21 protein-coding genes are annotated in these 21,870 nt (G+C 69.3%); 9 read left to right on the top strand and 12 right to left on the bottom strand.

The window, feature by feature from the left end:
- Positions 1-94 precede the first annotated feature (94 nt).
- Positions 95-1,291: a penicillin-binding protein activator gene (locus tag IM708_RS04855; RefSeq protein ID WP_209425201.1), complete on the bottom strand. Its 1,197-nt coding sequence runs from the start codon at positions 1,289-1,291 to the stop codon at positions 95-97.
- A 105-nt stretch (positions 1,292-1,396) separates the two neighbouring features.
- On the opposite strand from IM708_RS04855, the gene rsmI reads away from it, so the two are divergent.
- The 8 genes from rsmI (at position 1,397) to IM708_RS04815 (ending at position 8,535) form a co-directional block, all read left to right on the top strand.
- Positions 1,397-2,275: a 16S rRNA (cytidine(1402)-2'-O)-methyltransferase gene (gene rsmI, locus IM708_RS04850; protein ID WP_245243005.1), complete on the top strand. Its 879-nt coding sequence runs from the start codon at positions 1,397-1,399 to the stop codon at positions 2,273-2,275.
- On the top strand, positions 2,268-2,645 hold the full coding sequence (locus IM708_RS04845; RefSeq protein ID WP_209425200.1) for a YraN family protein: 378 nt from the start codon (positions 2,268-2,270) through the stop codon (positions 2,643-2,645). Before rsmI ends, IM708_RS04845 begins: the two co-directional genes overlap by 8 nt.
- Positions 2,646-2,827: 182 nt before the next feature.
- Positions 2,828-3,781, top strand: a complete 954-nt coding sequence (gene gshB / locus IM708_RS04840; protein ID WP_209425199.1) for a glutathione synthase — start codon at positions 2,828-2,830, stop codon at positions 3,779-3,781.
- On the top strand, positions 3,778-4,674 hold the full coding sequence (locus IM708_RS04835) for an alpha/beta hydrolase fold domain-containing protein (protein ID WP_209425198.1): 897 nt from the start codon (positions 3,778-3,780) through the stop codon (positions 4,672-4,674). The genes gshB and IM708_RS04835 overlap by 4 nt, the downstream gene beginning before the upstream one ends.
- A gap of 44 nt (positions 4,675-4,718) precedes the next feature.
- Entirely contained in the window at positions 4,719-6,257 is a 1,539-nt protein-coding gene (locus IM708_RS04830; RefSeq protein WP_209425197.1) for a YifB family Mg chelatase-like AAA ATPase, read from the top strand.
- Between the two features lie 42 nt (positions 6,258-6,299).
- Positions 6,300-6,899, top strand: coding sequence for a hemerythrin domain-containing protein (locus IM708_RS04825; protein ID WP_209425196.1), 600 nt, complete (start codon positions 6,300-6,302; stop codon positions 6,897-6,899).
- A gap of 65 nt (positions 6,900-6,964) precedes the next feature.
- Complete coding sequence (locus tag IM708_RS04820; RefSeq protein WP_209425195.1) at positions 6,965-7,312, top strand: TraR/DksA C4-type zinc finger protein; 348 nt, start codon at positions 6,965-6,967, stop codon at positions 7,310-7,312.
- A gap of 8 nt (positions 7,313-7,320) precedes the next feature.
- Complete coding sequence (locus IM708_RS04815; protein WP_209425194.1) at positions 7,321-8,535, top strand: MFS transporter; 1,215 nt, start codon at positions 7,321-7,323, stop codon at positions 8,533-8,535.
- Positions 8,536-8,719: 184 nt separating this feature from the next.
- Here the strand turns inward: IM708_RS04815 and lpdA are convergent, their stop codons facing one another.
- Positions 8,720-10,105 (bottom strand): dihydrolipoyl dehydrogenase, encoded by a 1,386-nt coding sequence (gene lpdA, locus IM708_RS04810; RefSeq protein WP_209425193.1) that lies wholly within the window; start codon positions 10,103-10,105, stop codon positions 8,720-8,722.
- 653 nt (positions 10,106-10,758) lie between these two features.
- Here lpdA and IM708_RS04805 point away from each other — a divergent pair.
- Complete coding sequence (locus IM708_RS04805; protein ID WP_209425192.1) at positions 10,759-11,217, top strand: TerB family tellurite resistance protein; 459 nt, start codon at positions 10,759-10,761, stop codon at positions 11,215-11,217.
- A 41-nt stretch (positions 11,218-11,258) separates the two neighbouring features.
- On the opposite strand, the gene IM708_RS04800 is transcribed toward IM708_RS04805, so the two are convergent.
- The 10 genes from IM708_RS04800 to IM708_RS04755 form a co-directional block, all read right to left on the bottom strand.
- A complete protein-coding gene (locus tag IM708_RS04800; RefSeq protein ID WP_209425191.1) occupies positions 11,259-11,675 on the bottom strand; it encodes a universal stress protein in 417 nt (138 codons plus the stop codon).
- Between the two features lie 550 nt (positions 11,676-12,225).
- Entirely contained in the window at positions 12,226-12,462 is a 237-nt protein-coding gene (locus IM708_RS04795; protein WP_209425190.1) for an Lrp/AsnC ligand binding domain-containing protein, read from the bottom strand.
- 60 nt (positions 12,463-12,522) lie between these two features.
- Positions 12,523-13,065, bottom strand: coding sequence for an RNA 2',3'-cyclic phosphodiesterase (gene thpR, locus IM708_RS04790; protein WP_209425189.1), 543 nt, complete (start codon positions 13,063-13,065; stop codon positions 12,523-12,525).
- A gap of 90 nt (positions 13,066-13,155) precedes the next feature.
- Positions 13,156-14,832 carry a BCCT family transporter gene (locus tag IM708_RS04785; RefSeq protein WP_209425188.1) on the bottom strand — a complete coding sequence of 559 codons (1,677 nt, stop codon included), beginning with the start codon at positions 14,830-14,832 and terminating at the stop codon, positions 13,156-13,158.
- Positions 14,833-14,901: 69 nt separating this feature from the next.
- A complete protein-coding gene (locus IM708_RS04780; protein ID WP_209425187.1) occupies positions 14,902-15,315 on the bottom strand; it encodes a universal stress protein in 414 nt (137 codons plus the stop codon).
- A gap of 111 nt (positions 15,316-15,426) precedes the next feature.
- On the bottom strand, positions 15,427-16,977 hold the full coding sequence (locus IM708_RS04775) for an AAA family ATPase (protein WP_209425186.1): 1,551 nt from the start codon (positions 16,975-16,977) through the stop codon (positions 15,427-15,429).
- A 223-nt stretch (positions 16,978-17,200) separates the two neighbouring features.
- Positions 17,201-18,046, bottom strand: coding sequence for a fumarylacetoacetate hydrolase family protein (locus IM708_RS04770; RefSeq protein WP_209425185.1), 846 nt, complete (start codon positions 18,044-18,046; stop codon positions 17,201-17,203).
- Between the two features lie 133 nt (positions 18,047-18,179).
- A complete protein-coding gene (locus tag IM708_RS04765) occupies positions 18,180-19,694 on the bottom strand; it encodes a TRAP transporter large permease (protein ID WP_245243004.1) in 1,515 nt (504 codons plus the stop codon).
- Positions 19,691-20,293, bottom strand: a complete 603-nt coding sequence (locus IM708_RS04760; RefSeq protein ID WP_209425184.1) for a TRAP transporter small permease — start codon at positions 20,291-20,293, stop codon at positions 19,691-19,693. The genes IM708_RS04765 and IM708_RS04760 overlap by 4 nt, the downstream gene beginning before the upstream one ends.
- 168 nt (positions 20,294-20,461) lie before the next feature.
- Entirely contained in the window at positions 20,462-21,499 is a 1,038-nt protein-coding gene (locus IM708_RS04755; RefSeq protein WP_209425183.1) for a TRAP transporter substrate-binding protein, read from the bottom strand.
- Positions 21,500-21,870 lie beyond the last annotated feature (371 nt).

Below are 21,870 nucleotides of genomic sequence, written 5' to 3'. Positions count from 1 at the left end.
GGGCGGGGTGGCGAAGCCCGCCCGTGCCGCTGTCGGCGCGGGCGGGGCGGTGGTCGTCGCGGCGGGCGAGCCTGTCGTCACGCGCCGGGTCCGATCAGAAGCCGGGCCCGGTGAAGCTGCGCGGCGCGCTGTCGATGATCTGCACCTGGTTGTCGCGGATCGTGGCGACCGCCAGCGCGCGTTCGTTGCCGCCGCTGGGCAGCAGGCGGAAGACGCCGTTGACCCCGGCAAAGCCCGAGCCCTGGGTCAGCGCCGTGCGCGAGAAGGCGTCCGAGCGGCCGGTGCTGACCAGCGCGCCGATCGCGGCCATGCCGTCGTAGGCCAACGCGGCGATCGGATGCGGGTTGCTGCCGTAGGCGGCGCGGTAGCGCTGTTCGAACTGGGCGGTCAGCGCCGGGTCGGGCTTGGCGAACCAGCCGCCTTGCAGCCCACTCATCTGCAGGCTCGAGGGCGGGATGTCCCAGCGCGTCAGGCCCATGAACTGGAACTGCGGCGGGCCGACGCGGTTGTCGGGCAGCAGCTGCACCAGAAGCGGCAGCGCGCCGGCGGTGTCGGAGGAAAAGAGCACCGTCTGCGCGCCCGAGCCGCGCGCCGTCTGCGACAGGCGCGGCAGCGCCTCGACCACGCCCTGCTGCGAGAAATCGAAGGTTTCGACCGCGACGACGCTGGCGCCGCTGCCGGGGGCGGCGCGCCGCGCCGCGTCGATGGCGGCGCGCCCGGCGTCGGTGCGTTCGGCAACCACCATCACCTGGCCGCGACCCTGGTTGGCGGCGTAGTTCATCAGCCGCCGGGCGGTATTTTCGAAGGTCAGGCCCATGACAAAGACGTTGCCGCCGGCGACCGAGGTGTCGTTGGAAAAGCTGAGCACGTTGACGCCGCGCCCGGCGACGGCGTTGCCGGCGGGGCGCGCCTCGCGCCCGTAGACCGGGCCGAGGATGATCTGCGCGCCTTCGTCGACGGCGCGGGCGGCGACCTGCGCGGCCTGACCGGGCGCGCCGGCCGTGGAATAGACCCGCAGGTCGATGCGCACGCCGGAAAGATCGCGCGTCGCCAGCCGGGCGGCGTTTTCAAGGCTTTCGGCCAGCACCGCATCGCCGGAACTGCCCGAACCCGACGGCACCAGAAGCGCCACCTGAACCGGCGCGCCCGGATCGACGCGCGGCGCGCCGCCGACGCTGCCGAAGGCTGTGGGTTCGCAGGCGGCAAGCGTGAAGATCCCGGTCAGGGCGATCAGGCCGCGCAGCGGCGCGGACTTGCCAAGGAAGCGGACAAGAGACAAAACGGCAGACATGGGGTTCCTTCCGGGATCGAACGGGAATGGCAGGTCCAGATTACGAAGCCTGCCGGCCGAAGTAAACGCATCAGCGCCGCCGAGGTTCCAGGAGGCCACATCGATTTGACCGATTCCGCCCCGCTTGCCCCATCGCTTGCACCCGGGCTCTGGCTGGTGTCGACCCCGATCGGGGCGGCGCGCGACATCACGTTGCGCGCGCTCGATGTGCTGGGCGCGGCCGAGGTGCTGGCCGCCGAGGACACGCGCAGCCTGCGCCACCTGATGCAGATCCACGGGCTGTCGGCGGGCGGGCGGACGCTGCTGGCCTATCACGACCACAACGGCGAACGGATGCGCCCGAAACTGCTGGCGGCGCTGGCCGAGGGGCGGTCGGTCGCCTATGCCTCGGAAGCCGGGACGCCGCTGGTCGCCGATCCGGGGTTCCAGCTGGTGCGCGCGGCGGTGGCGGCGGGGCATGCGGTGCACGCGGTGCCCGGCGCCTCGGCGGTGCTGGCGGCGCTGGCGGTGGCGGGGCTGCCGACCGACCGCTTCGCATTCCTCGGTTTCGCGCCGGCGCAGGCGGGCGCCCGCGCGCGCTTCCTGGCCGAGGCGGCGGCGATCCCGGCGACTTGCGTCCTCTACGAATCGCCCCGCCGGGTGGCGCGGCTGCTGGCCGAGATGGTGCCGATCTTCGGCGCCGGGCGCGACGCGGTGGTCTGCCGCGAACTGACCAAGCGCCACGAGGAGGTGATCCGCGCGCCCTTGGGCGATCTGGCCGCGGCGCTGGCTTCGCGCGAGATCAAGGGCGAAGTCGTGGTGCTGACCGACCGGCAGGGGGCGGTGGCGGTCGGCGCCGGAACGCTGGAGGCGGCGCTGGCAGACGCGCTGGCGCAGGACAGTCTGCGCGCGGCGGTGGACCGGGTCGCGGCGGAACTGGGCCTGCCGCGGCGGCAGGTCTACCAGGCGGCGCTGGCGCTGCAAAAGGGGCAGGGGGATGAGTGAGCGCCCGGGCAACCGGTTGCGGGGTGCGGTGGCGCATCAGGCCGGGCGCATGGCCGAGGCGCAGGTCGCGCGCTGGTACGAGGGCCGCGGGCTGGCGGTGCACGCCACGCGCTGGCGCGGGCAGGGCGGCGAGATCGACCTTATCCTGGCGGACGGCGCGGGGTTCGTGCTGGTCGAGGTGAAGCGGGCGCGCGATCTGGCCGCCGCCGCGCATCGGCTGCAGCCGGCGCAGATGGCGCGACTGCTGGCCGCGGGCGCGGAGTTTCTGGGCGCGCAACCCGCAGGGCTGGCGACGCCGGCGCGGTTCGACGTGGCGCTGGTCGACGGGCAGGGGCGTGTCGAGGTGATCGAGAACGCGCTGGGCGCCTGAGCGGCGTCGGGCGCATCCCGTTCCCCGCGGCCGCGCCACGCCCACCCACCCGCCCCGTGGCGCGGCCGCGGGGAACGGTGCCTGTGGCGGTGGGGGGCGCGGGCCGGGTGGCCCTTGTGGCCGATTGCATCCGGCCCCGGCGCGGTGCATCAAGGCGACCGATCCAACCGACAGGAGGCCGCATGGCGCTTCGCATCGCCTTCCAGATGGACCCGATCGAGCGGGTGAACATCGACGCCGACAGCACCTTCCGCCTGGCCGAGGAGGCGCAGGCGCGCGGCCACGAGGTCTGGTACTACACGCCCGAGCGGCTGGCCTGGGACAATGGCCGGGTCGTCGCGCGCGGCTGCCGGATGACGCTGCAGCGCGTGCAGGGCGATCACGTCAGCCTGGGCGCGGAGGAATTGCTCGACCTGGCCGGGTTCGACGTGGTCTGGCTGCGCCAGGACCCGCCCTTCGACATGGGCTACATCACCACGACGCATCTGCTGGAACTGATCCTTCCGCAGACGCTGGTGGTCAACGACCCGTTCTGGGTGCGCAACTACCCCGAGAAGCTGCTGGTGCTGCAGTTTCCCGACCTGACGCCGCCGACGATGATCGCACGCGACCTGGCCGAGATCCGCGATTTCAAGCACCGGCATGGCGACATCATCCTCAAGCCGCTCTACGGCAACGGCGGGGCCGGGGTGTTCCGGCTGGACCAGTCCGACCGCAATTTGGCTTCGTTGCACGAGATGTTCACCGGCCTCTCGCGCGAGCCGATGATCGTGCAGAAATACCTGCCGGCGGTATCGAACGGCGACAAGCGCGTGATCCTGGTCGATGGCGAGCCGGTGGGGGCGATCAACCGCATCCCGGCCGAGGGCGAGACGCGGTCGAACCTGCATGTCGGCGGGCGCGCGGCGAAGGTGGAGTTGACCGAGCGCGACCGCGAGATCTGCGCCAGGATAGGCCCCTTGCTGCGCGAGCGCGGGCAGGTCTTCGTCGGCATCGACGTGATCGGCGACTGGCTGACCGAGATCAACCTGACCTCGCCCACCGGCATCCAGGAGTTGGAGCGGTTCGACGGGATCAATGTCGCCGGGCTGATCTGGGACGCGATCGAGGGCAGGCGCGCCGCGAAAGGGCAGTGAGCCTGCGCGCGAAGATTCTGCGGGCGGTGCTGCGGGGCACGGTCCGGCCGGCGCTGGCGCGCGCCCATGACCCGGCGCGGGAGCGCGCGCGCTTCGACCGCTGGGCGGCGCGGGTGTTTCCGCCGCCGCGGGATGTGTCGCTGCGCGAGATCACGGCGGGCGGCATGGCACTGCGGCTCGATCCGCCGCAGGCCGGCGCGGGGATGATCCTTTACTTCCACGGCGGCGCGTATCTCACCGGCTCGCCGCGCACGCATGCCTGGATGGTCGGCGCGCTGGCGCGGCGGGCCGGGGTTGCGGCTGTGCTGCCGCGCTATCGGCTGGCGCCCGAGCATCCGGCGCCCGCGGCCTTTGACGACGCGCTGGCCGCCTGGCAGGCGCTGCGCGGGCAGGGGGTGGCGGCGGGGCAGATGGTTTTGGGGGGCGATTCGGCGGGTGGCGGGCTGGCGCTGGCGCTGCTCGGGCATCTCTGCCGGGCGGGCGCGCCGCCGGCGGGGGCATTTGCCTTTTCGCCCTGGACCGATCTGACGCTTTCGGGCGCGTCGCTGCACGGCAACGCCCGGTGCGATCACTACCTGCCGGCCGAGCGCATGACGGAGGCGCGCGCGATGGTGCTTCAGGGCCTCGATCCTGCCGATCCGCGCGTCTCGCCGCTGTTCGCGGATTTTCCCGACCCGCCGCCGGTGCTGGTCCATGTCGCGGCGACCGAGATTCTGCGCGACGATGCGCTGCGGTTGGCCGATGTCCTGCCCGGCGCCGAGATCCGGGTGGCGGGCGATCTGCCGCATGTCTGGCCGTTCTTCCACGCCGTCCTGCCGGAGGGGCGGGCGACGCTGGACGCGACCGCGGGCTTCATCCGCGGCTGCCTTGCGCCTTCGTTAACCGATTCCTAACGGCTGCGCGCCATGCGTGGGGGCCGGGGCGATAGGGGAAGATCATGCTCGCAAGGGCCCGCACGGTGGCTTTCGACGGGGTCGAGGCGAAGATCGTCGAGACGCAATGCGTGCTCTCGCCGGGACTGCCGTCGTTCCAGCTGGTCGGCCTGCCCGACAAGGCGGTGTCCGAGGCGCGCGAGCGGGTGCGCGCGGCGCTGTCGTCGCTGGCGATCGCGCTGCCGCCGAAGCGGATCACGGTGAACCTGTCGCCGGCCGACATGCCCAAGGAAGGCTCGCATTTCGACCTGCCGATCGCGCTGGCGCTGCTGGCCGCACTGGAGCTGATCCCGGCCGAGGAGCTGGAGCGCAGCGTGTCGCTGGGCGAGTTGGCGCTCGACGGCGCCTTGGTGCCAGTGGTCGGCGCGCTGCCCGCGGCGATGGCGGCGGCGGCGGAGGATCTGGCGCTGATCTGCCCCGAGGGCTGCGGGGCCGAGGCCGCCTGGGTCGGTGCGGCGCAGGTCTTCGCGCCGCGCACGCTGCTGGAGGCGATCAACCATTTCACCGGGCGCACGCCGCTGGCCCGTGCCAAACCGGGCGAGGTGCGCACCGGCCCCGCCGCGCGCGACCTGCGCGACGTCAAGGGCCAGGAACGCGCGAAACGGGCGCTCGAGATCGCGGCGGCGGGGCGGCACCACCTGTTCCTCGTCGGCTCTCCGGGCTCGGGCAAGTCCATGCTGGCGGCGCGCATGCCCGGCATCCTGCCGCCGCTGGAACCGGCCGAGGCGCTGGAGACCTCGATGATCCATTCGCTGGCGGGGCTGCTGGACGAGGGCGGCATCTCCCGCGCGCGCCCCTTCCGCGAACCGCATCACACGGCCTCGGTCGCCGCCATCGTCGGCGGCGGGCGCGGCGCGAAGCCCGGGGAAATCAGCCTGGCGCATAACGGCGTCCTTTTCATGGACGAATTCCCCGAATACCCGCGCACCGTGCTGGAAACCCTGCGTCAGCCCATCGAGACCGGCGAAGTCGTCGTGGCCCGCGCCAATGCCCACACCCGCTATCCCTGCCGCTTCCTGCTGATCGCCGCGGCCAATCCCTGCAAGTGCGGCTACATGGCCGAGCCCGCCCGCGCCTGCGCCCGCGTTCCGCAATGCGGCGAGGATTACCTGGGCCGCATCTCGGGCCCCCTCATGGACCGGTTTGACCTGCGGGTCGAGGTGCCGCCGGTGGCGTTTTCCGACCTCGACCTGCCGGCGTCGGGCGACAGTTCGGCCGAGGTGGCCACCCGCGTTGCCCGCGCCCGCGCCGTGCAGGCCGCGCGCTTTGCCGACCGCGACGGGCTGCGCGTCAATGCCGATGCCGAAGGCGCGCTGCTGGAGGCGATCGCCACCCCCGACGCCGAGGGACGCGCGCTGCTGACCCGCGTCGCCGAACGCTTCGGCCTGTCCGCGCGCGGCTATCACCGGGTGCTGCGCGTGGCGCGCACCATCGCCGACCTGGAGGGCAACGCCGATGTCCGCCTGCCGCATGTCGCCGAGGCCATCGGCTACCGGCTGAGCGTCACGCCCACTGAGGGCACGCCCGCCCGCCGCAGCGCCTGAGCCCGCCTTGTCTGGCCCCGCGGCGCGTGGCAGGTAGGGGCGATGGCCGACGATCCCCCCGAAGACGAACCCGTTGAAGACGACCCCCTTGCGCTGGCAAACCGGACCGGGCTGCCCGACGCGCTGCGCGTGCTCTTGGCGGAATATCCGCGCGACCTCTGGACCTCGCACCGCAATTTCGACGGGCTGACGCGGTTCTGGCTGGAGCGGCACCTGGGCTTTCGCCAGCTCATGGACGGCTTGCAGGGCCGCACGCGCGTTTTCCTGGACCGTCCCGGCGACCCGAGGGCCGAGGCGCAGCAGGTCCACCGGATGGCGAGCGCCCTGATCCAGCATCTGCAGGGGCACCACCAGATCGAGGATCAGCACTATTTCCCGGTCCTCGCCGCGGCCGAGACGCGGCTGGAGCGTGGCTTCGACATCCTCGACGCCGATCACCACGCGCTGGACGCCCAACTGCACGCGCTGGCCGAGGCGACAAACGGCTATCTGCGCGCGCTGATCGACGGGCCGGGCAGCCACGACGCGGCCGGCGCTTTCGAGGCGCGGCTGTCGGGGTTCGAGCGGCTTCTCGACCGCCACCTTAGTGACGAGGAAGACCTCGTCGTGCCGGTGATCCTGCACCACGCGCCCCGGCTCTGACCGGCGCCGGACCGCCCGCATCGTGCCTCTTGCGCCGGGCGCAAGCATCTGATCGGAATGCCGGCATGACCGACCCGTTCCCCGAAGACCTGCAACGGCGCTATCGTCCGAGGCTCGAGGCCGATGCGACCGCGCTGCGCGCCCAGTCGGGCGAGACAAGCGACACGCGTCGCCCGGTGGAACTGGACCAGCAGAGCGTCGGGCGCCTGAGCCGGATGGACGCGATGCAGCAGCAGGCCATGGCCGCGGCGCTGGAGGCCCGGCGCGGCGCGCGCCGGCGCGCGATCACCGCGGCGCTGTTGCGCATGGAGGCAGGCGAGTTCGGCTTCTGCGAGGATTGCGGCGACTTCATCGGCTTCGGCCGGCTTGATCTGGACCCGACGCTGGTGCGCTGCGTCGATTGCGCCGGATAGGGACGCCGGTGCCGGGGATCGCGCATTTCCTGCGGGCGAACGCGCCCTGGCTTGCCGCGGGCTTCCTGCTGACCTTCGGGTCGAGCTTCGGGCAAACCTTCTTCATCGCGGTCTTCGCCGGCGAGATCCGCGCGGCCTTCGGCCTGACGCATGGCAGCTGGGGCGCGATCTACGCGCTGGCGACCACCGCCTCGGCCGCGGTCATGGTCTATGCCGGGTCGCTGACCGACCGCTTCCGCGTGCGCTACATCGGGTTGGCGGTGATCCTGGGCCTGATCTGCGCCGCGATGCTGATGTCGGTGATCACCGAGGTCTGGATGCTGCTGGGCGTGCTGTTCCTGCTGCGCCTTTTCGGGCAGGGGCTGATGGGGCATTCGGCGATGGTCGCCATGGCGCGCTGGTTCGTGGCGACGCGTGGGCGGGCGGTGTCGGTCGCCGGCCTGGGCGTCGCCACCGGCGAGGCGCTGCTGCCGATCACCTTCGTGGCGCTGCTGGGCGTTTTCGACTGGCGGATGCTGTGGGTGGTGGCGGCGATGGCGCTCTGCGTGCTGATGCCGATCCTCTGGGCGCTGTTGCGGCGCGAGCGCACGCCGCAATCCTTTGCAGCTGACGAAGGCAGCGCCGGCATGGGCGGTCGCATGTGGCAGCGGGGCGAGGTGCTGCGCCATCCGCTGTTCTGGCTGATGATCCCGGCGCTGCTGGGACCCGCGGCCTGGAACACCGCCTTCTTCTTTCACCAGGTCCATCTGGCCGAGGTGAAGGGTTGGGCGCATGTCGAACTGGTGGCGCTGTTTCCGCTGTTCACCGCGACCAGCGTCGGCTTCATGCTGGTCGCCGGCGTGCTGGTCGACCGGTTCGGCAGCACACGGCTGGCGCCCGTCTACCTCTTGCCGCTGGCCGCCGGCTACCTGGTCTTCGCGCTTGCCGGCGAAACGCGCACCGCGGCGATGGCCATGATCCTGATGGGCGCGACGCAGGGGGCGCATGTGACGATGACCTCGACCTTCTGGGCCAAAGCCTACGGCACGCGCAACCTCGGCTCGATCCGCGCGATGCTGGCGGCGGTGATGGTCCTCGGCACCGCGCTGGGGCCCTGGATCACCGGCGCGCTGATCGACCTCGGCCTCGATTTCCCGCAGCAGAGCTACGGCATCGCACTGTGGTTCCTGATGGCCAGCGTCCTCGCCGGGCTGGGGGGGCGGCTTGCGCGCCGGTCGGCCTGACGACGCCGCCATGTCCGCCGGAAGGCCCCGCCGGGGGCCGTTTCCGGAAGTTTCATTGCGGTTAACGTGCGCAGATTTCTGTCTGAAAACAGGGTCTTGAAAGACCGTGCACGCGTGCACACCCCCCCCGCAAGACCGGCGGGCGGCGCTAAATTGAGGCGCCCGCCGGCAAACGCACCCAGGGTCAGGCGTGGATCGCCCCGTCGCCGCAGGCCAGCGCCGCCTCGCGCACCGCTTCCGAGAAGGTGGGATGCGCGTGGCAGGTCCGCGCCAGATCCTCGGCCGCGGCGCCGAACTCCATGGCCACGCAGATCTCGTGGATCAGGTCGCCCGCCATCGGCCCGATCAGATGCGCGCCCAGGATGCGGTCGGTTTCCTTGTCGGCCAGGATCTTCACGAACCCCTCGCCCTGGAAGACCGCCTTGGCGCGGCCGTTGCCCATGAAGCTGAACTTGCCGACCTTGTAGGCGCGCCCAGCCTCCTTCAGGCTTTCCTCGGTCTCGCCGACGCTGGCCACCTCGGGCGTGGTGTAGATGACGCCGGGGATGACGCCGTAGTTCACATGCCCGGCCTGTCCGGCCAGGATCTCGGCCACCGCCATGCCCTCGTCCTCGGCCTTGTGGGCCAGCATCGGGCCGGCGATCGCGTCGCCCAGGGCGTAGATGCCCTTGACGCTGGTCGCGTAATGCTTGTCGGTCTGGATCTGCCCGCCCTTCGTGGTCTCGATGCCCAGCTCCTTCAGGCCCATCCCGTCGGTAAAGGGGCGCCGCCCGGTCGCCAGCAGCACGCAATCGGCCTCCATCTGGTGTTCGCTGTCGTCCTTGCGCAGCTTGTAGGTGACGCTGGCCTTGGTCTTCTTTACTTCGGTCTTCTGCACCGCCGCGCCGAGGATGAATTCCATCCCCTGCTTCTTCAGGATGCGCTGGAAGGTCTTCGCAACCTCGCCGTCGTTGCCCGGGATCAACCGGTCGAGGTATTCGATCACCGTCACCTCGGCGCCGAGACGGGCGTAGACCGAGCCCATCTCCAGCCCGATGACGCCGCCGCCGATCACCACCATCTTCTTCGGCAGCTTCTCCAGCTCCAGCGCGCCGGTCGAGGTGACGACGATCTTCTCGTCGACCTCCACCCCCGGCAGGCTGGCGGCTTCGGACCCCGAGGCGATGACGATGTTCTTCGCCTGGTGCGTCTCGTCGCCGACCTTGACCTTGCCGGCTTCCGGGATCGAGGCCCAGCCCTTCAGCCAGGTCACCTTGTTCTTCTTGAACAGGAACTCGATCCCCTTGGTGTTCTGGCCAATCACGTCGTCCTTGTAGGCGCGCATCTTCGCCCAGTCGACCTTGGGCTTGGCGATGATGCCCATCTTCTCGAAGTTCTCGTGCGTTTCGTGCAACATGTGGGTGGCGTGCAGCAGCGCCTTCGACGGGATGCATCCGACGTTCAGGCAGGTCCCGCCCAGCGTCTCGCGCCCTTCGACACAGGCGACCTTCAGGCCCAGTTGCGCCGCCCGGATCGCGCAGACATAGCCGCCGGGGCCCGCGCCGATGACGATGAGGTCGAATTGAGCCATGCCGGATCTCCTTGTCCTGTTTCCGCGCCGGTCCCGTGGCCGGACGCACCCCCTGCGTCCCGGTTCCGATTGCGCTGCCGCTACGACATGCCCGCTGGTCAAGTCCGGCGTCAAGGCCGATTGTCGGGAGGGTGCCGACGGCCCGGGGCGCCGGAATCGGTCAAGGGGTTGATATTCGCGGCCCGGGCGGCGATATTGCGCGCACTCGGCCCGGCCTTGACGCGCCTGCGTGTCGGTCGGGTTCCGGAGCGATGAATGCGTGCCCTGCGCGCCGCTTCGGGCAATCCGTGCCAGTCGCGGAAGATGCCGCCATTCCGGTCCATGCGCCGGGGCCGTGGTGGTCGTCCGCGCGAACCTGGGAAACACGGAGTTGGGAAACATGAGAAGGAGAAGGCCATGAGCGAGAGCAACGAAGAACTTCAGCGCCGCATCGACGAACTGCAGGCCTCGGGGATGACCCTGGCTGCGCGCGCCCTGATCCGTGAACTGAACTACCGTCAGAAGAGCGCCTGATCGCGCGATGCTGACCGCAGGGGGCCGCGGTGCGCAGAAGCGCGCCGCGGCCCCTTTGCCGTCTTTCTGTACCGCCACGCCCGACCGCGACGGATACACGTGGGGCTGACAAAACGGTCCCGCCGTTTATATAGGGCCGCATGATCGACGCATTGAAATCACTGTTCCGCCCGCAGGCTGCCGCGCGCATCGAGGTGCCACCGGACGTTGCGATTGCCGCCCTGCTGGTCGAGGCCGCGCGCGCCGACGGCAGCTATGACGCGGACGAGCGCGAAGCGGTGGGGCACCTGCTGGAGGACATGCTCGACCTCGACCGCGCCGCCGCCACGGCGTTGCGCGAACGCGGCGAGGTGGCGCAGGAGGGGTCGGCCGACCTTGTGCGATTCACCCGTGTCGTCAAGTTCGCGCTGGAGGAACACGAGCGCGTCGCGTTGATCGAGGCGCTGTGGCACGTGGTGCTGGTCGATCACCACCGCGACCCGCACGAGGACGCGCTGCTGCGGCGCCTGCCGCCGCTGCTGGGGTTGAGCGACCACGACAGCAGCGCCGCGCGCCGGCGGGTGATGGCGCGGGCGGGCGAACGGGACGATCAGGACTGATCTGTCGGCGCGGATTGCGTCGATGGCCTGGCACGCGACGGCTAGCGAATGACCAGGACCGAGGTTTCGGCGTGGCGGACGACGCGCGCCGCGGTCGATCCGATGAAATAGTCGCTCAGGCCCGGCTTGTGCGACGCGATCATGATCAGATCGGCCTTGCGTTCCTTCGCGGTCCCCAGGATGCCGGACGAGGCCATGCCGCTGCGCACCACCACCTCGGTCTTCATGTCGGGGACTTCGGACGCGATCTTTTCCAGCGTGTCGCGCACCTTGTGTTCGTGGGCGCTGCGCTGATCCTGCGGGATGTGGGCGGCGGCGTATTTGGGGATCTCGTCGAGGACATGCACCAGCACGACGCGGCCGCCGGGGTTGAGCATGGCGCGCGCCTGGGCGACGAGACCGCGTGTCGTGCGACCGTCGTCGAAGAGGGCCGCGGCGATCAGGATCGTGTCATACATCAGCGCGCTTCCTTCCCGGTCGGGGCCCGGGACAGCCTTGCGGCGGTCGCGGGCCGGTGTCGAACATCTGCCTTGCCCCGTCGAGAGACGGCCGGGGCGATACCCGCAGAATGGTGTCTTTCTGGGTAGCGGCTCGGTTTCTGTCGGTCAACCGGGGGCGCGGGATCGACGCAACGCGCGCCGTTAGCTGGGGGCCGATGCAGCTGGTGGAGGGTGTGCAAGCTTGCACAACACGGCCCTCGGGCCTGAAAATCGTCTGAATTTTGCACGAAACGACTGCCACGCGAAAATCAGAAACGAAAAATCGCGCCAGATGAAAAGAATCGACGTTTTTCGCCCCCCGGACTTTCGCACGATTTTCGGGTCTTTTTGTGGTCGGGGCGATGACGCATACCACATATCGTGGCTCATGCGGGCGGGTTGGCGTGTTTTTCGCGTCCGCGCGGGCCGAACGGGCCACGCGCAGGGCGTTTGGTGCTAACTGGTCAGGTCGTTTCGGCCCGCGCGGGAGGGCAGGTGGGGCCGGCGTCAGGTGGGGCGCGAAGGCGGCTCAGAAGGCCTTGAAGGTCATGGTCGTCAGCGTTCGCGAGATGTTGGGGACGTCGAAAAGGCGCTCGGTCAGGTAGTGACCGACATCCTGATCCTCGGGGATGTAGATCTTGGCGATGAGATCGTATTCGCCGCTGGTCGAATAGAGCTCGGACACGACCTCTCGGTCATAGATGTCGGCGGCGACCTGATAGGTCTTGCCCGGAACGCAGCGGAACTGGACGAAGACACATTGCATGAGGCACCTCCTGGGGACGCCGCGCCAGCCTAGTCCGAGCGGGGCTTCGGGTGCAAGCGGTCAGCCGCCCAGCGGGTATTCGGCCAGGACATCGTAGACCGGCCCGTCTGCGCGCAGGATCGAGCGGTAGAGGGCGAATTCGGCCACCGTGAACGGCGGCGAGGCGACCGCGCCGATCTCGCCGAAGGCCTTGGCGAGTTCGTGGGCGCCGACCTGTCCCGGGGACATCCGGCCCAGCGTGACATGCGGCACGAAGCGCCGCCCCGCGACCCGGATGCCGGCGCGCCGCGCGGCCTGCACGATACGCCCCTGCAGATGGTCCAGCGCCGGCGAGGGGGCAAGGCTTGCGTGGACGTTGCGCGGCTTCTCGCCGCCGAAGACGCCGAGGCCGGAGACCGACAGCGTCAACGGCGCCGCGCGCAGCGCCGCGAAGGCGGTGTCGGCTTCCTCCAGCACGGCTTCCGGAACCTCGCCCAGGAAGGCGAGGGTGACATGCATGTTCGCCGGGGGCACCGGACGCGGCAATGGCAGAAGGAACTGCGTCACGGCCAGCTGGCTGCGGATCTCGGCAGGCAGCGGAAGGGCGATGAAGGCGCGGATCATCGGGGCGGCTCTTGCGAGGGGGGGCGGGTCTTACATGGATCGGCCCGGAGGCGATGTCACCTCCGGGCCGATCGGACGGTGGGGTGCGCGTCAGCGCGGCTCGGCCATCAGCCCCTTGATCAGCGCGACGCATCCCAGAAGCAGGACCAGCGCGAAGGGCAGCCCGGTCGACACCGCCATCGCCTGAAGCGCGACCAGACCGCCGCCGATCAGCAGGGCGGCCGCCACCAGGCCTTCGAACGTCACCCAGAAGATCCGCTGCACGACCGGCGCGTCGATCTTGCCGCCGGCGGTGATGGTGTCGATCACCAGCGAGCCCGAATCCGAGGAGGTGACGAAGAAGACGATCACCAGGATGATCGCGATGGTCGAGGTGATCGCGGCGAGCGGCAGTTCCGACAGCATCCCGAAGAGCGAGAGCTCGGGCACATAAGCCTCGATCACGTAGCCGAAGACGGCGCTCTCGCTCGCCCGCGCGATCACCTGTTCGATCGCCGCGCCGCCGAAGGTGGTCATCCAGATCGCCGAGACGATGGTCGGGATGAGCAGCACGCAGGTGATGAACTCCCGCACCGAGCGGCCGCGGCTGACGCGGGCGATGAACATGCCGACGAAGGGCGACCAGCTGATCCACCAGGCCCAGTAGAAGGCCGTCCAGCCCTGGCGGTAGCCGTCATCCTCGCGCCCGATCGGGTTGGACAGGGGCAGGATTTGCTGGAAATAGGCGCCGAGGTTGGAGAAGAACTGCGACACCAACGTCATCGTCGGACCGACGAGGATGACGAACAAGAGCAGGATGCCGGCCAGGATCATGTTCAGTTCCGACAGCCGCTTGACGCCGCCGTCGAGCCCGCGCAGCACCGAGACGAGCGCCATCGCGGTGATCACGACGATCAGGATCACGGCGACGGTGACGCTTTCGCCGATCCCCTCGATGCCGAAGACGAAGCCGATGCCGGCCGCGGCCTGGCTGGCCCCGAAGCCCAGCGAGGTCGCCAGACCGAAGAGGGTGGCGAAGACTGCCAGGATGTCGATGACATGCCCGGTCCAGCCCCAGACCCGCTCGCCGAAGATCGGGTAGAAGATCGAGCGCACGGTCAGCGGCAGGCCCTTGTTGTAGGCGAACAGCGCCAGCGACAGCGCGACGACGGCGTACATCGCCCAAGGGTGCAGGCCCCAGTGGTAGATGGTCCCGGCCATCGCCATGCGGCGCGCGGCCTCGACCGTGGCGGGATCGGCAAGCTCTCCGTCGACGATGCCGAGGTCGCGCATCAGCGGCTGATCGCCCCACGGCGTGCCGAAGTAGTAGACCGGCTCCAGCACGCCGAAGAACATCAGGCCGATGCCCATGCCGGCGGCGAACAGCATCGCGAACCAGCCAAGATAGCTGTAGTCGGGCGTCGCGTCGGCGCCGCCGATGCGGACCTTTCCCAGCGGCGAGACGAGGATGCCCAGGCAGACCAGCACGAAGATGTTGCCGGCGATGATGAAGAACCAGTCGAAGTTCGAGGTCAGAAAGCCGCGCAGGGCGGTGAACACGGGCTCGACCTGGGTCTGGAACGCCAGGGTCAGGATAACGAAGGCAACGACGACCAGCCCGGAGATGACGAAAACCGGGTTGTGGATATCCAGACCGAACGGCCCGATCTGCGGGGTGATGTTCTGCTCGCCGATCTCGTATTCGGTATCGATGATTTCGGAGGCCCCCTCGGGGGCTGGTAGCGCCTCGCTCGTGACGTTGTCGGACTCGTCGTTACTGTCTGACATGGTGCTTCCCTCTGATTATGGTTGTCGATGCTTCGGTTTTCTGCCGAAGTCCTTGCCCGTCCGGGCGCGTCACCGGATGACGAAGACCGAGATCGTCGCGTGCGACGCCAGCCGGCCGCCGTGCGAGCCCCAGAAATAATCGGCGAACCCGGGCTTGTGCGAGGCGATCACGACCAGATCCGCGCCGGCGTCCTCGGCGGCGCGCAGCAGGGTCGCGTCGACATCGATGGTCGGGTCGGTGGCGGTGTAGGCCTTCGACTCGATCTCGATGCCGGCGGCCACGCCCCGGTCGGCGGCGAACTTCGCCAGCTTGTCGGCGAACTCCTTGGGGTTGTGCGCCACCGACGTCGGTGTCTCCGCCGTGACGGAAACGTAGATCAGCTTGGCGCCGTAATGCTTTGCAAGGTCGGTTGCCGTGTCCAGCGCATTGGCCAGCAGGTCGGAATGCGCCAGATCAACCGGGACCACGATGCGTTTGAACATATCGTTTCCTCCGTTTGGCGCTGCACTCTGGACCCGTGCAAAGACAGGGGTCAACCCTGCGATTCGAGAAAGTCGCGAGGGGTGCGGATGCGCCACTTTGGCGCGGTGGGGTCAGTCGCCGTCGGGGGCCAGGGACAGCGGTGTCGGCGCGGCGGACAGATCCGCCGTTTCCAGCGGGCGCGTCGGCCGGCCCAGCCGGTTGCGCACGACCCAGTGCAGCCGGTGTTCGGCGCGGGTGATGGCGACATAGGCCAGCCGTTTCCACAGGGCGATGCCGGCCTCGGTGCGGCCCGACCGCGCCGCGGCATAGAGGTCGGGGGCGAAGACCTGCACCGTCGGCCATTGCGAGCCCTGCGCCTTGTGGATCGTCACCGCCGCGCCGTGCAGGAAGGCCGCGCCCATGTTGGCGGCAAAGGGGATGATCGGTTCCTCGTCGCCCTCACGCTCTATCTTGATGATCGACGCGGCCGAGACCTGGGGGTCTTCGGCGCCGATCACATGCAGCCGCGAAAAGCCCGGCTTGCGCCCCGGCCCGAGGTAGATGACCTGCGCGCCCTTGATCAGGCCGCGCGCCTCCAGGTCGATGCGCTTCTTGCGGTGCTTGAGCGGCAGTTCCAGCCCGTCGCAGACCAGCGGTTCGCCCGGCAGCAGGGTGTCGTCCGGCGCGGCGTGGGCGGCGCGGAAGGCATGGATCAGGCGGATGCGCGTCGCGTTGCGCCAGACGAGGACGGGCGAGCGGGCCATCAGGTCGGCATCGACCCGCGGCGCCCAGACGATCCGGTCGTCGGTGCGCGATAGCGCTTCGATGCGGCGCTCGAACGCCTCGAAATCGAGGTCGGGGTCGGAGAGGGCGTGCGCGAGGTCCAGGATCGGGTTGTCCTGTGCCTGACGGTGAACCCGGCTGAGCGTGACCTTGGCGGGCGCGGGCAGGGTGTCGAACACCATCTCGCCCGATTGTCCCACCGGCGCCAGCTGCGCCGGGTCGCCGAACAGCACGAGCGTGCGGAAGATTTCCGACAGATCCTCGAACTGGCGGGCGTCGAGCATCGAGGTTTCGTCGACGAAGCCGATGTCCAGCGGGTCCTCGCGCCGCTTCCATCCCTTGATGAAATCGCTGCCGCGCAGGCCCGCCGCGGCGAGCGCGCCGGGGATCGAGGGCACCTGGTCGTAGAAGGCCTTGGCCCGGTCGAGCGCATTCTCGCCGAGGTCGGGCATGTCGGGGCGCGTGCCGTTGCCGGCCAGCCATTCCGCGATCTTCTCGTATTCCGGGTCGTAGACCGGGGTGTAGAGGATGCGGTGGATCGTGGTCGCCGGTACCCCGCGCGTGCGCAGGACCGAAGCCGCCTTGTTGGTCGGCGCGAGGATCGCGAGCGTGCGCCGTTCGCGCCGTCGCCGGCCTTCGTAATCGCCCGAGACGATTTCCACGCCGGCGGCGATCAGCGCGCGCGTCAGTTCCGCCAGCAGCATCGTCTTGCCCGAGCCCGCCTTGCCCAGGATCGCCAGCACCGCGCCGGCGGCATCCGGGTCGGGGGGATCGGACTCCTCGTCCAGAAGTCGGACGCCGGCCTTCGCCAGCACCTCGGCCAGCCGGTCCCAGGCCATTGCCTGATCGTCGGAAAAGACGGGCGCGGTTCGGGCAGCGGGGGCGGGTGGCGATGACATGCCCCCCGGCTTATGCGATCCGCGCGCCAGAGGGAAGCGGGCGCCGTCTGCTGGCGGCACCCGACTCCGAAAGGCGTCGACCAAAAGTTTCGTTGCGGTTAACGGCGCGCGTTTATCGAATGATATCAGTGCCTAGCCGAAGTGCTCAAATTTGAGCACCGCACCGCCCCGCGACCCCTTCGCGCGTTTGCGCGCGGGTCAGTGTGCTCGATCCTGCGATCGGTCACGCATCCGCGACGACCACCTGCCGCTGCGCGCCAAGCCCCTCGATCCCCAACTCGACCACGTCCTCGGCTTTCAGAAACCGCGGCGGCTTCTGGCCCATGCCCACGCCCGGCGGCGTGCCGGTGAAGATCACGTCGCCCGGATGCAGGGTCATGAACTGCGACAGGTAGCTGACCAGATGCGCGACGCCGTAGACCATCGTCCGGGTCGTGCCGTCCTGCATCATCGCGCCGTTCACCTTCAGCCACATCTTGAGGTCCTGCGGGTCCGCGACCTCGTCGCGGGTGACCAGCCAGGGGCCGAGCGGGCCGAAACCGTCCGCACTCTTGCCCTTCGTCCACTGGCCGGCGCGTTCGGACTGAAAGGCGCGTTCGCTCACGTCATTGCCCACGGCGTAGCCCGCGACATGGGCCAGGGCATCTGCCTCGTCCACGTATTTCGCGCGCGCGCCGATGACGATGACCAGCTCGACCTCCCAGTCGGTCTTTTCCGATCCGCGCGGGATCGGCAGCGGGTCGGCGGGGCCGCAAAGCGCGCTGGTCGCCTTCATGAAGATGATCGGCTCGGGCGGGACCTGCTGGCCGGCCTCGGCGGCGTGGTCGGCATAGTTCAGGCCGATGCAGACGGCCTTGCCGATGCCGGCGACGCAAGCGCCCAGCCGCGCCCCTTCGGGCAGTTCGGGAAGCGTGGTGGCATCGAGCGCGCGCAGCATCGCAAGGCCGGTGTCGGAAAGGACCGCGCCGCCGATGTCCGGCACCAGCCCGGTCAGATCGCGGGCGATCCCGTCCTTGTCCAGTATCCCCGGACGTTCCGACCCCGCCGGGCCCCAGCGCAGAAGTTTCATGCGGCTTTCCTTTCGTGCTTCGTTCGGGTGCCATCGATGACAACCCAGCGCCCCGCCGTAAAGCCCGATTCATGCGCGCCGGCCACGGCGATCAGGGACGGGCAGGGCGGCGATGGGGCTTGCGCCCGGCCGGTCAGAACATCAGCCAGACCAGCGCCAGCGTGATCGAGGGCGCCGCCACCAGGATCACGGTGCGGATCAGGTCCGAGATGACGAAGGGGATGACGCCGCGATAGGTCTCCATCATCGTCACGCCCCGCGCCATCGAGTTGATGATGAAGAGGTTCATGCCGACAGGTGGCGTGATCAGTCCCACTTCGACCACGATCAGGACGATGACGCCGAACCAGAGCGCGGTCTCTTCCGGGGTCAGGCCGAAGTCGAGCTGCATGATGACGGGAAAGAAGATCGGGATGGTGAGCAGGATCATCGACAGCGAATCCATCACGCAGCCGAAGACCAGGTAGATCAGCAGGATCACCAGCAGCACCATGTAGGGCGAGGTCTGCAGCCCGCCGACCCATTCGGCGGCGAAGAAGGGCAGGCGGGTGAAGCCGAGAAAGCCGTTGAAGACCGATGCGCCGAGCACGATGAAGAAGATCATGCCGGTCGACACCGCGGTCGAGCGCAGGCAGTCGACGAACTCGCTCCAACCCAGCCGGCCGCGCAGAAGCGCCACGAGGCCGGTTCCCGCCGCGCCCACCGCGGCCCCTTCGGTGGGGGTGAAGACGCCGGTGTTCATGCCGCCGATCATGACGACGAAGATGACGACGACCGGCCAGATCTCGGACAGGGCGCGGATGCGGTCGATGATCCGCAGGCGCGGGGTCCGCACGCTGTCCTGCGGGTTGATCCGGGCCATGATCGACACGGTCAGCATGTAGCCGAACGCGGCCAGCAGGCCGGGCAAGAACGCCGCGACGAAAAGCTTGGCGATGTTCTGCTCGGCGAGGATGGCGTAGATCACCAGCACGATCGAGGGCGGGATGAGGATGCCGAGCGTGCCGCCCGCCGCCAGCGAGCCGGTCGCCAGCGCGCCGGAATAGCCGTGCTTGCGCAACTCGGGCAGGGCGACGCGGCCCATGGTGGCGGCGGTGGCCAGCGACGAGCCGCAGATCGCGCCGAACCCGGCCGAGGCGCCGACGCCGGCCATGGCGACGCCGCCGCGCAGATGGCCCAACCAGGCGGAGGCGGCGCGGAACAGCGCGTTCGACAGCCCGCCCTTCATCGCGAAGGCGCCCATGAGCAGGAAAAGCGGCACGACCGAGAGCGAATAGCTCGAGAAGGTCTCGACCGTGACGTGCTTGAGCTGGTTGAGCACCGGCGACCAGCGGCCCCGGACGACATAGAGGCCGAGCACGCCGCAGACCAGCATGGCGAGGCCGATGGGAACGCGCAGGAAGATGAGGATCAGGAGCAGCGCGAAGAACACCGCCGAGATTGCCAGACCCGAGGCGCCACCCAAAAGCGCGTGCGCGCCCTGTGCGATCAGGTCCATCGCCGGACCGCCTAGGTAGAGCCCCGCCGCCGGGGTGAGGACGACGAAAAGCGCCGCGCCGAGGGCCCGCAGGAGGGGCATCCGCGCCCCGAAGAACAGGATCGCCGCCACGGCCAGGATGGCTGCGACCAGAACGCCGCCGGTGATCATGGCAGGTTTCCGTCCTCTTCCCCGGCGCCGAGCATTTCGTTGAGGCTGCGCCAGACGGTGTAGCCGCTGACGATGGCGAAGCTCCACAGTCCGACCATTCCGCCCGCGTAGCTCCACCAGATGGGCAGTTGCAGGATCGCGGTCGTCTCGCCGAAGCGGCGCTTTTCCTCGAGGCCGATCTGGAGTTGCTGGACGAGGATCACCGCCAGCGCGGTCAGGAGCAGATTGCCCGCCGCCGCCAGACCCGCCAACGCCCGCGGCGAAAGACGCGAGACGAAGACATCGACGGTGATATGGCCGCGATTGAACTGCGCCCAGGCCAGAAAGCAGAAGATGGCGATGCCCGCGCCCATCGACACGATCTCGAAGTCACCGGGGACCGGCCCGAGTTGCGTCAGGCCAGGCAGCCCGGTCCGGCTGCCGTAGCGGCCGATGATCGAAACCACCGCGACGATCATCACGCCGGTCAGCACGATGCCGCCAAAGACCGCGAGGATGCCTGTCAGCCGACCGAGCCAGATGCCAAAGAAGGCCTCCGCCTCGGGGTAGATGCCGCCCTTGTGGGCGGGGGGCTTGTGCGGGGAAGGGTCGGCGCGCATCTGTCGGATCGGCTCCGTGGTTCGGGGCGATGGCTGCGGTGGGCTGCAGGTCCTGCCGGCCGGCATGGCCCCATCCCGCAAGGCGCCGATGTCGCACACAGGCGGGGTGTGCTGTCAAGCCTCGGGCGGGGGGCCCGCCCGAGGCCGGCTGCCGCGCGGTGCGCGGTGTCAGCGGTTGGTTTCTTCCGCGATCAGTTGCTCGGCGGCCTCGATCAGCGCCGCGCCGTCAAGATTGCGCTCCGCCATCTCGGCGATCCACTGGTCGCGCACCGACTGGGCGGCGTCGTACCAGGCCTGGAGCGCGTCGCCTTCCACGGTGACGATGGTGTTGCCGCGATCGACCGCTTCCTGCCGCCCGGCGGCATCCGCCGCCTCCTGCGCCCGACCGGCCCAGCCCGAGGTCTCGATCCCCGAATTGGCGTCGATGACCGCCTTCAGGTCGTCAGGCAGGTCGTTGTAGCTGTCGGGGTTCATCGCAAAGAAGAAGAAGGTCGAATAGAGCCCGTGATCGCCGCCGAACTCGGTATGCGTATCGACCAGTTCGGGCACGCGCAGGACGCGGGTGACTTCCCACGGAATGACCGCGCCTTCGACCACGTTGCGCGACAGCGCCTCGGGCACCTGCGGCACCGGCATGCCGACCGCGGTCGCCCCCAGCGCCTCGAGCAGGCGGGTGGTCAGCCGGGTGGGGCCGCGCACCGTGCGCCCCTGCAGATCGGCCGGCGATTCGACGGCGGGCGCGCGCATGTGGAACACGCCCGAGCCGTGCAGATGAACCGCAAGCATGCGCACGTCGGCGGTTTCCTCCTGCATGTGCTCCTCATAGAAGCGCCACGCCGCGCGCGAGCTTGATTCGGCGTCGGTCATGATGAAGGGCAGCTCGAACGTCTCCGACACCGGGAAGCGGCCGGGGGTGTAGCCCGCGACCGTCCAGATGATGTCGACGACGCCATCGCGCACCTGATCGTAGAGCGCCGGCGGCGTGCCCCCCAGCGACATGGACGAGTAGACCTCGACATTCAGCCGGCCCTCGGACTCTTCAGTCACCTTCTCGGCCCAGGGAATGATGAAGTCCGCGGGCACGGTCCCGGTGGCGGGCAGGAACTGGTGGACGCGCAGGGTATATTCCTGGGCGCTGAGCCCCGGCGCAGACCCCAGCGCGACGACACCCGCGAGCCCCGCAGACAACAGAATGTTTCGCAGCATGGATAACCTCCCTCTCCATTCGGACCCCGGGTCGGCAATCGCCGTTCCCCCCAAAGGTCGTTGCGGCTGCAACCGTATCCGTGGTCAGAATTGAGTCAAGGGCCGCAGCCGCCGGGGGCGACGAAAGTCGGTTGAAAAGACCTATGGAAATCATGTCGTTACAATGCAGAAAGGATTGCGCAAGGAAGGGCAACCGGAACTTGCGGGCTGGTCGGAAGCCCGGTCCGAAGGGCAGGCCATCGAGTCGCGCGACTCGCTTTTTCGCCATCCCGGAGGGCCGAGGCCGGTTGGAGGGCGCCGTTCGGCACACAATAGCGGAAGGAGAATAGCTTCTGAATCAGGCATTTGAGAGAAAGCGACGTTTTTTTGAC

Origin of the sequence: Pararhodobacter sp. SW119, from assembly GCF_017811755.1 — a bacterium.
GTDB lineage: Bacteria > Pseudomonadota > Alphaproteobacteria > Rhodobacterales > Rhodobacteraceae > Pararhodobacter.
The sequence above is the reverse complement of the archived record's forward strand: the minus strand, read 5'-3'. Positions and strand labels throughout refer to the sequence as shown.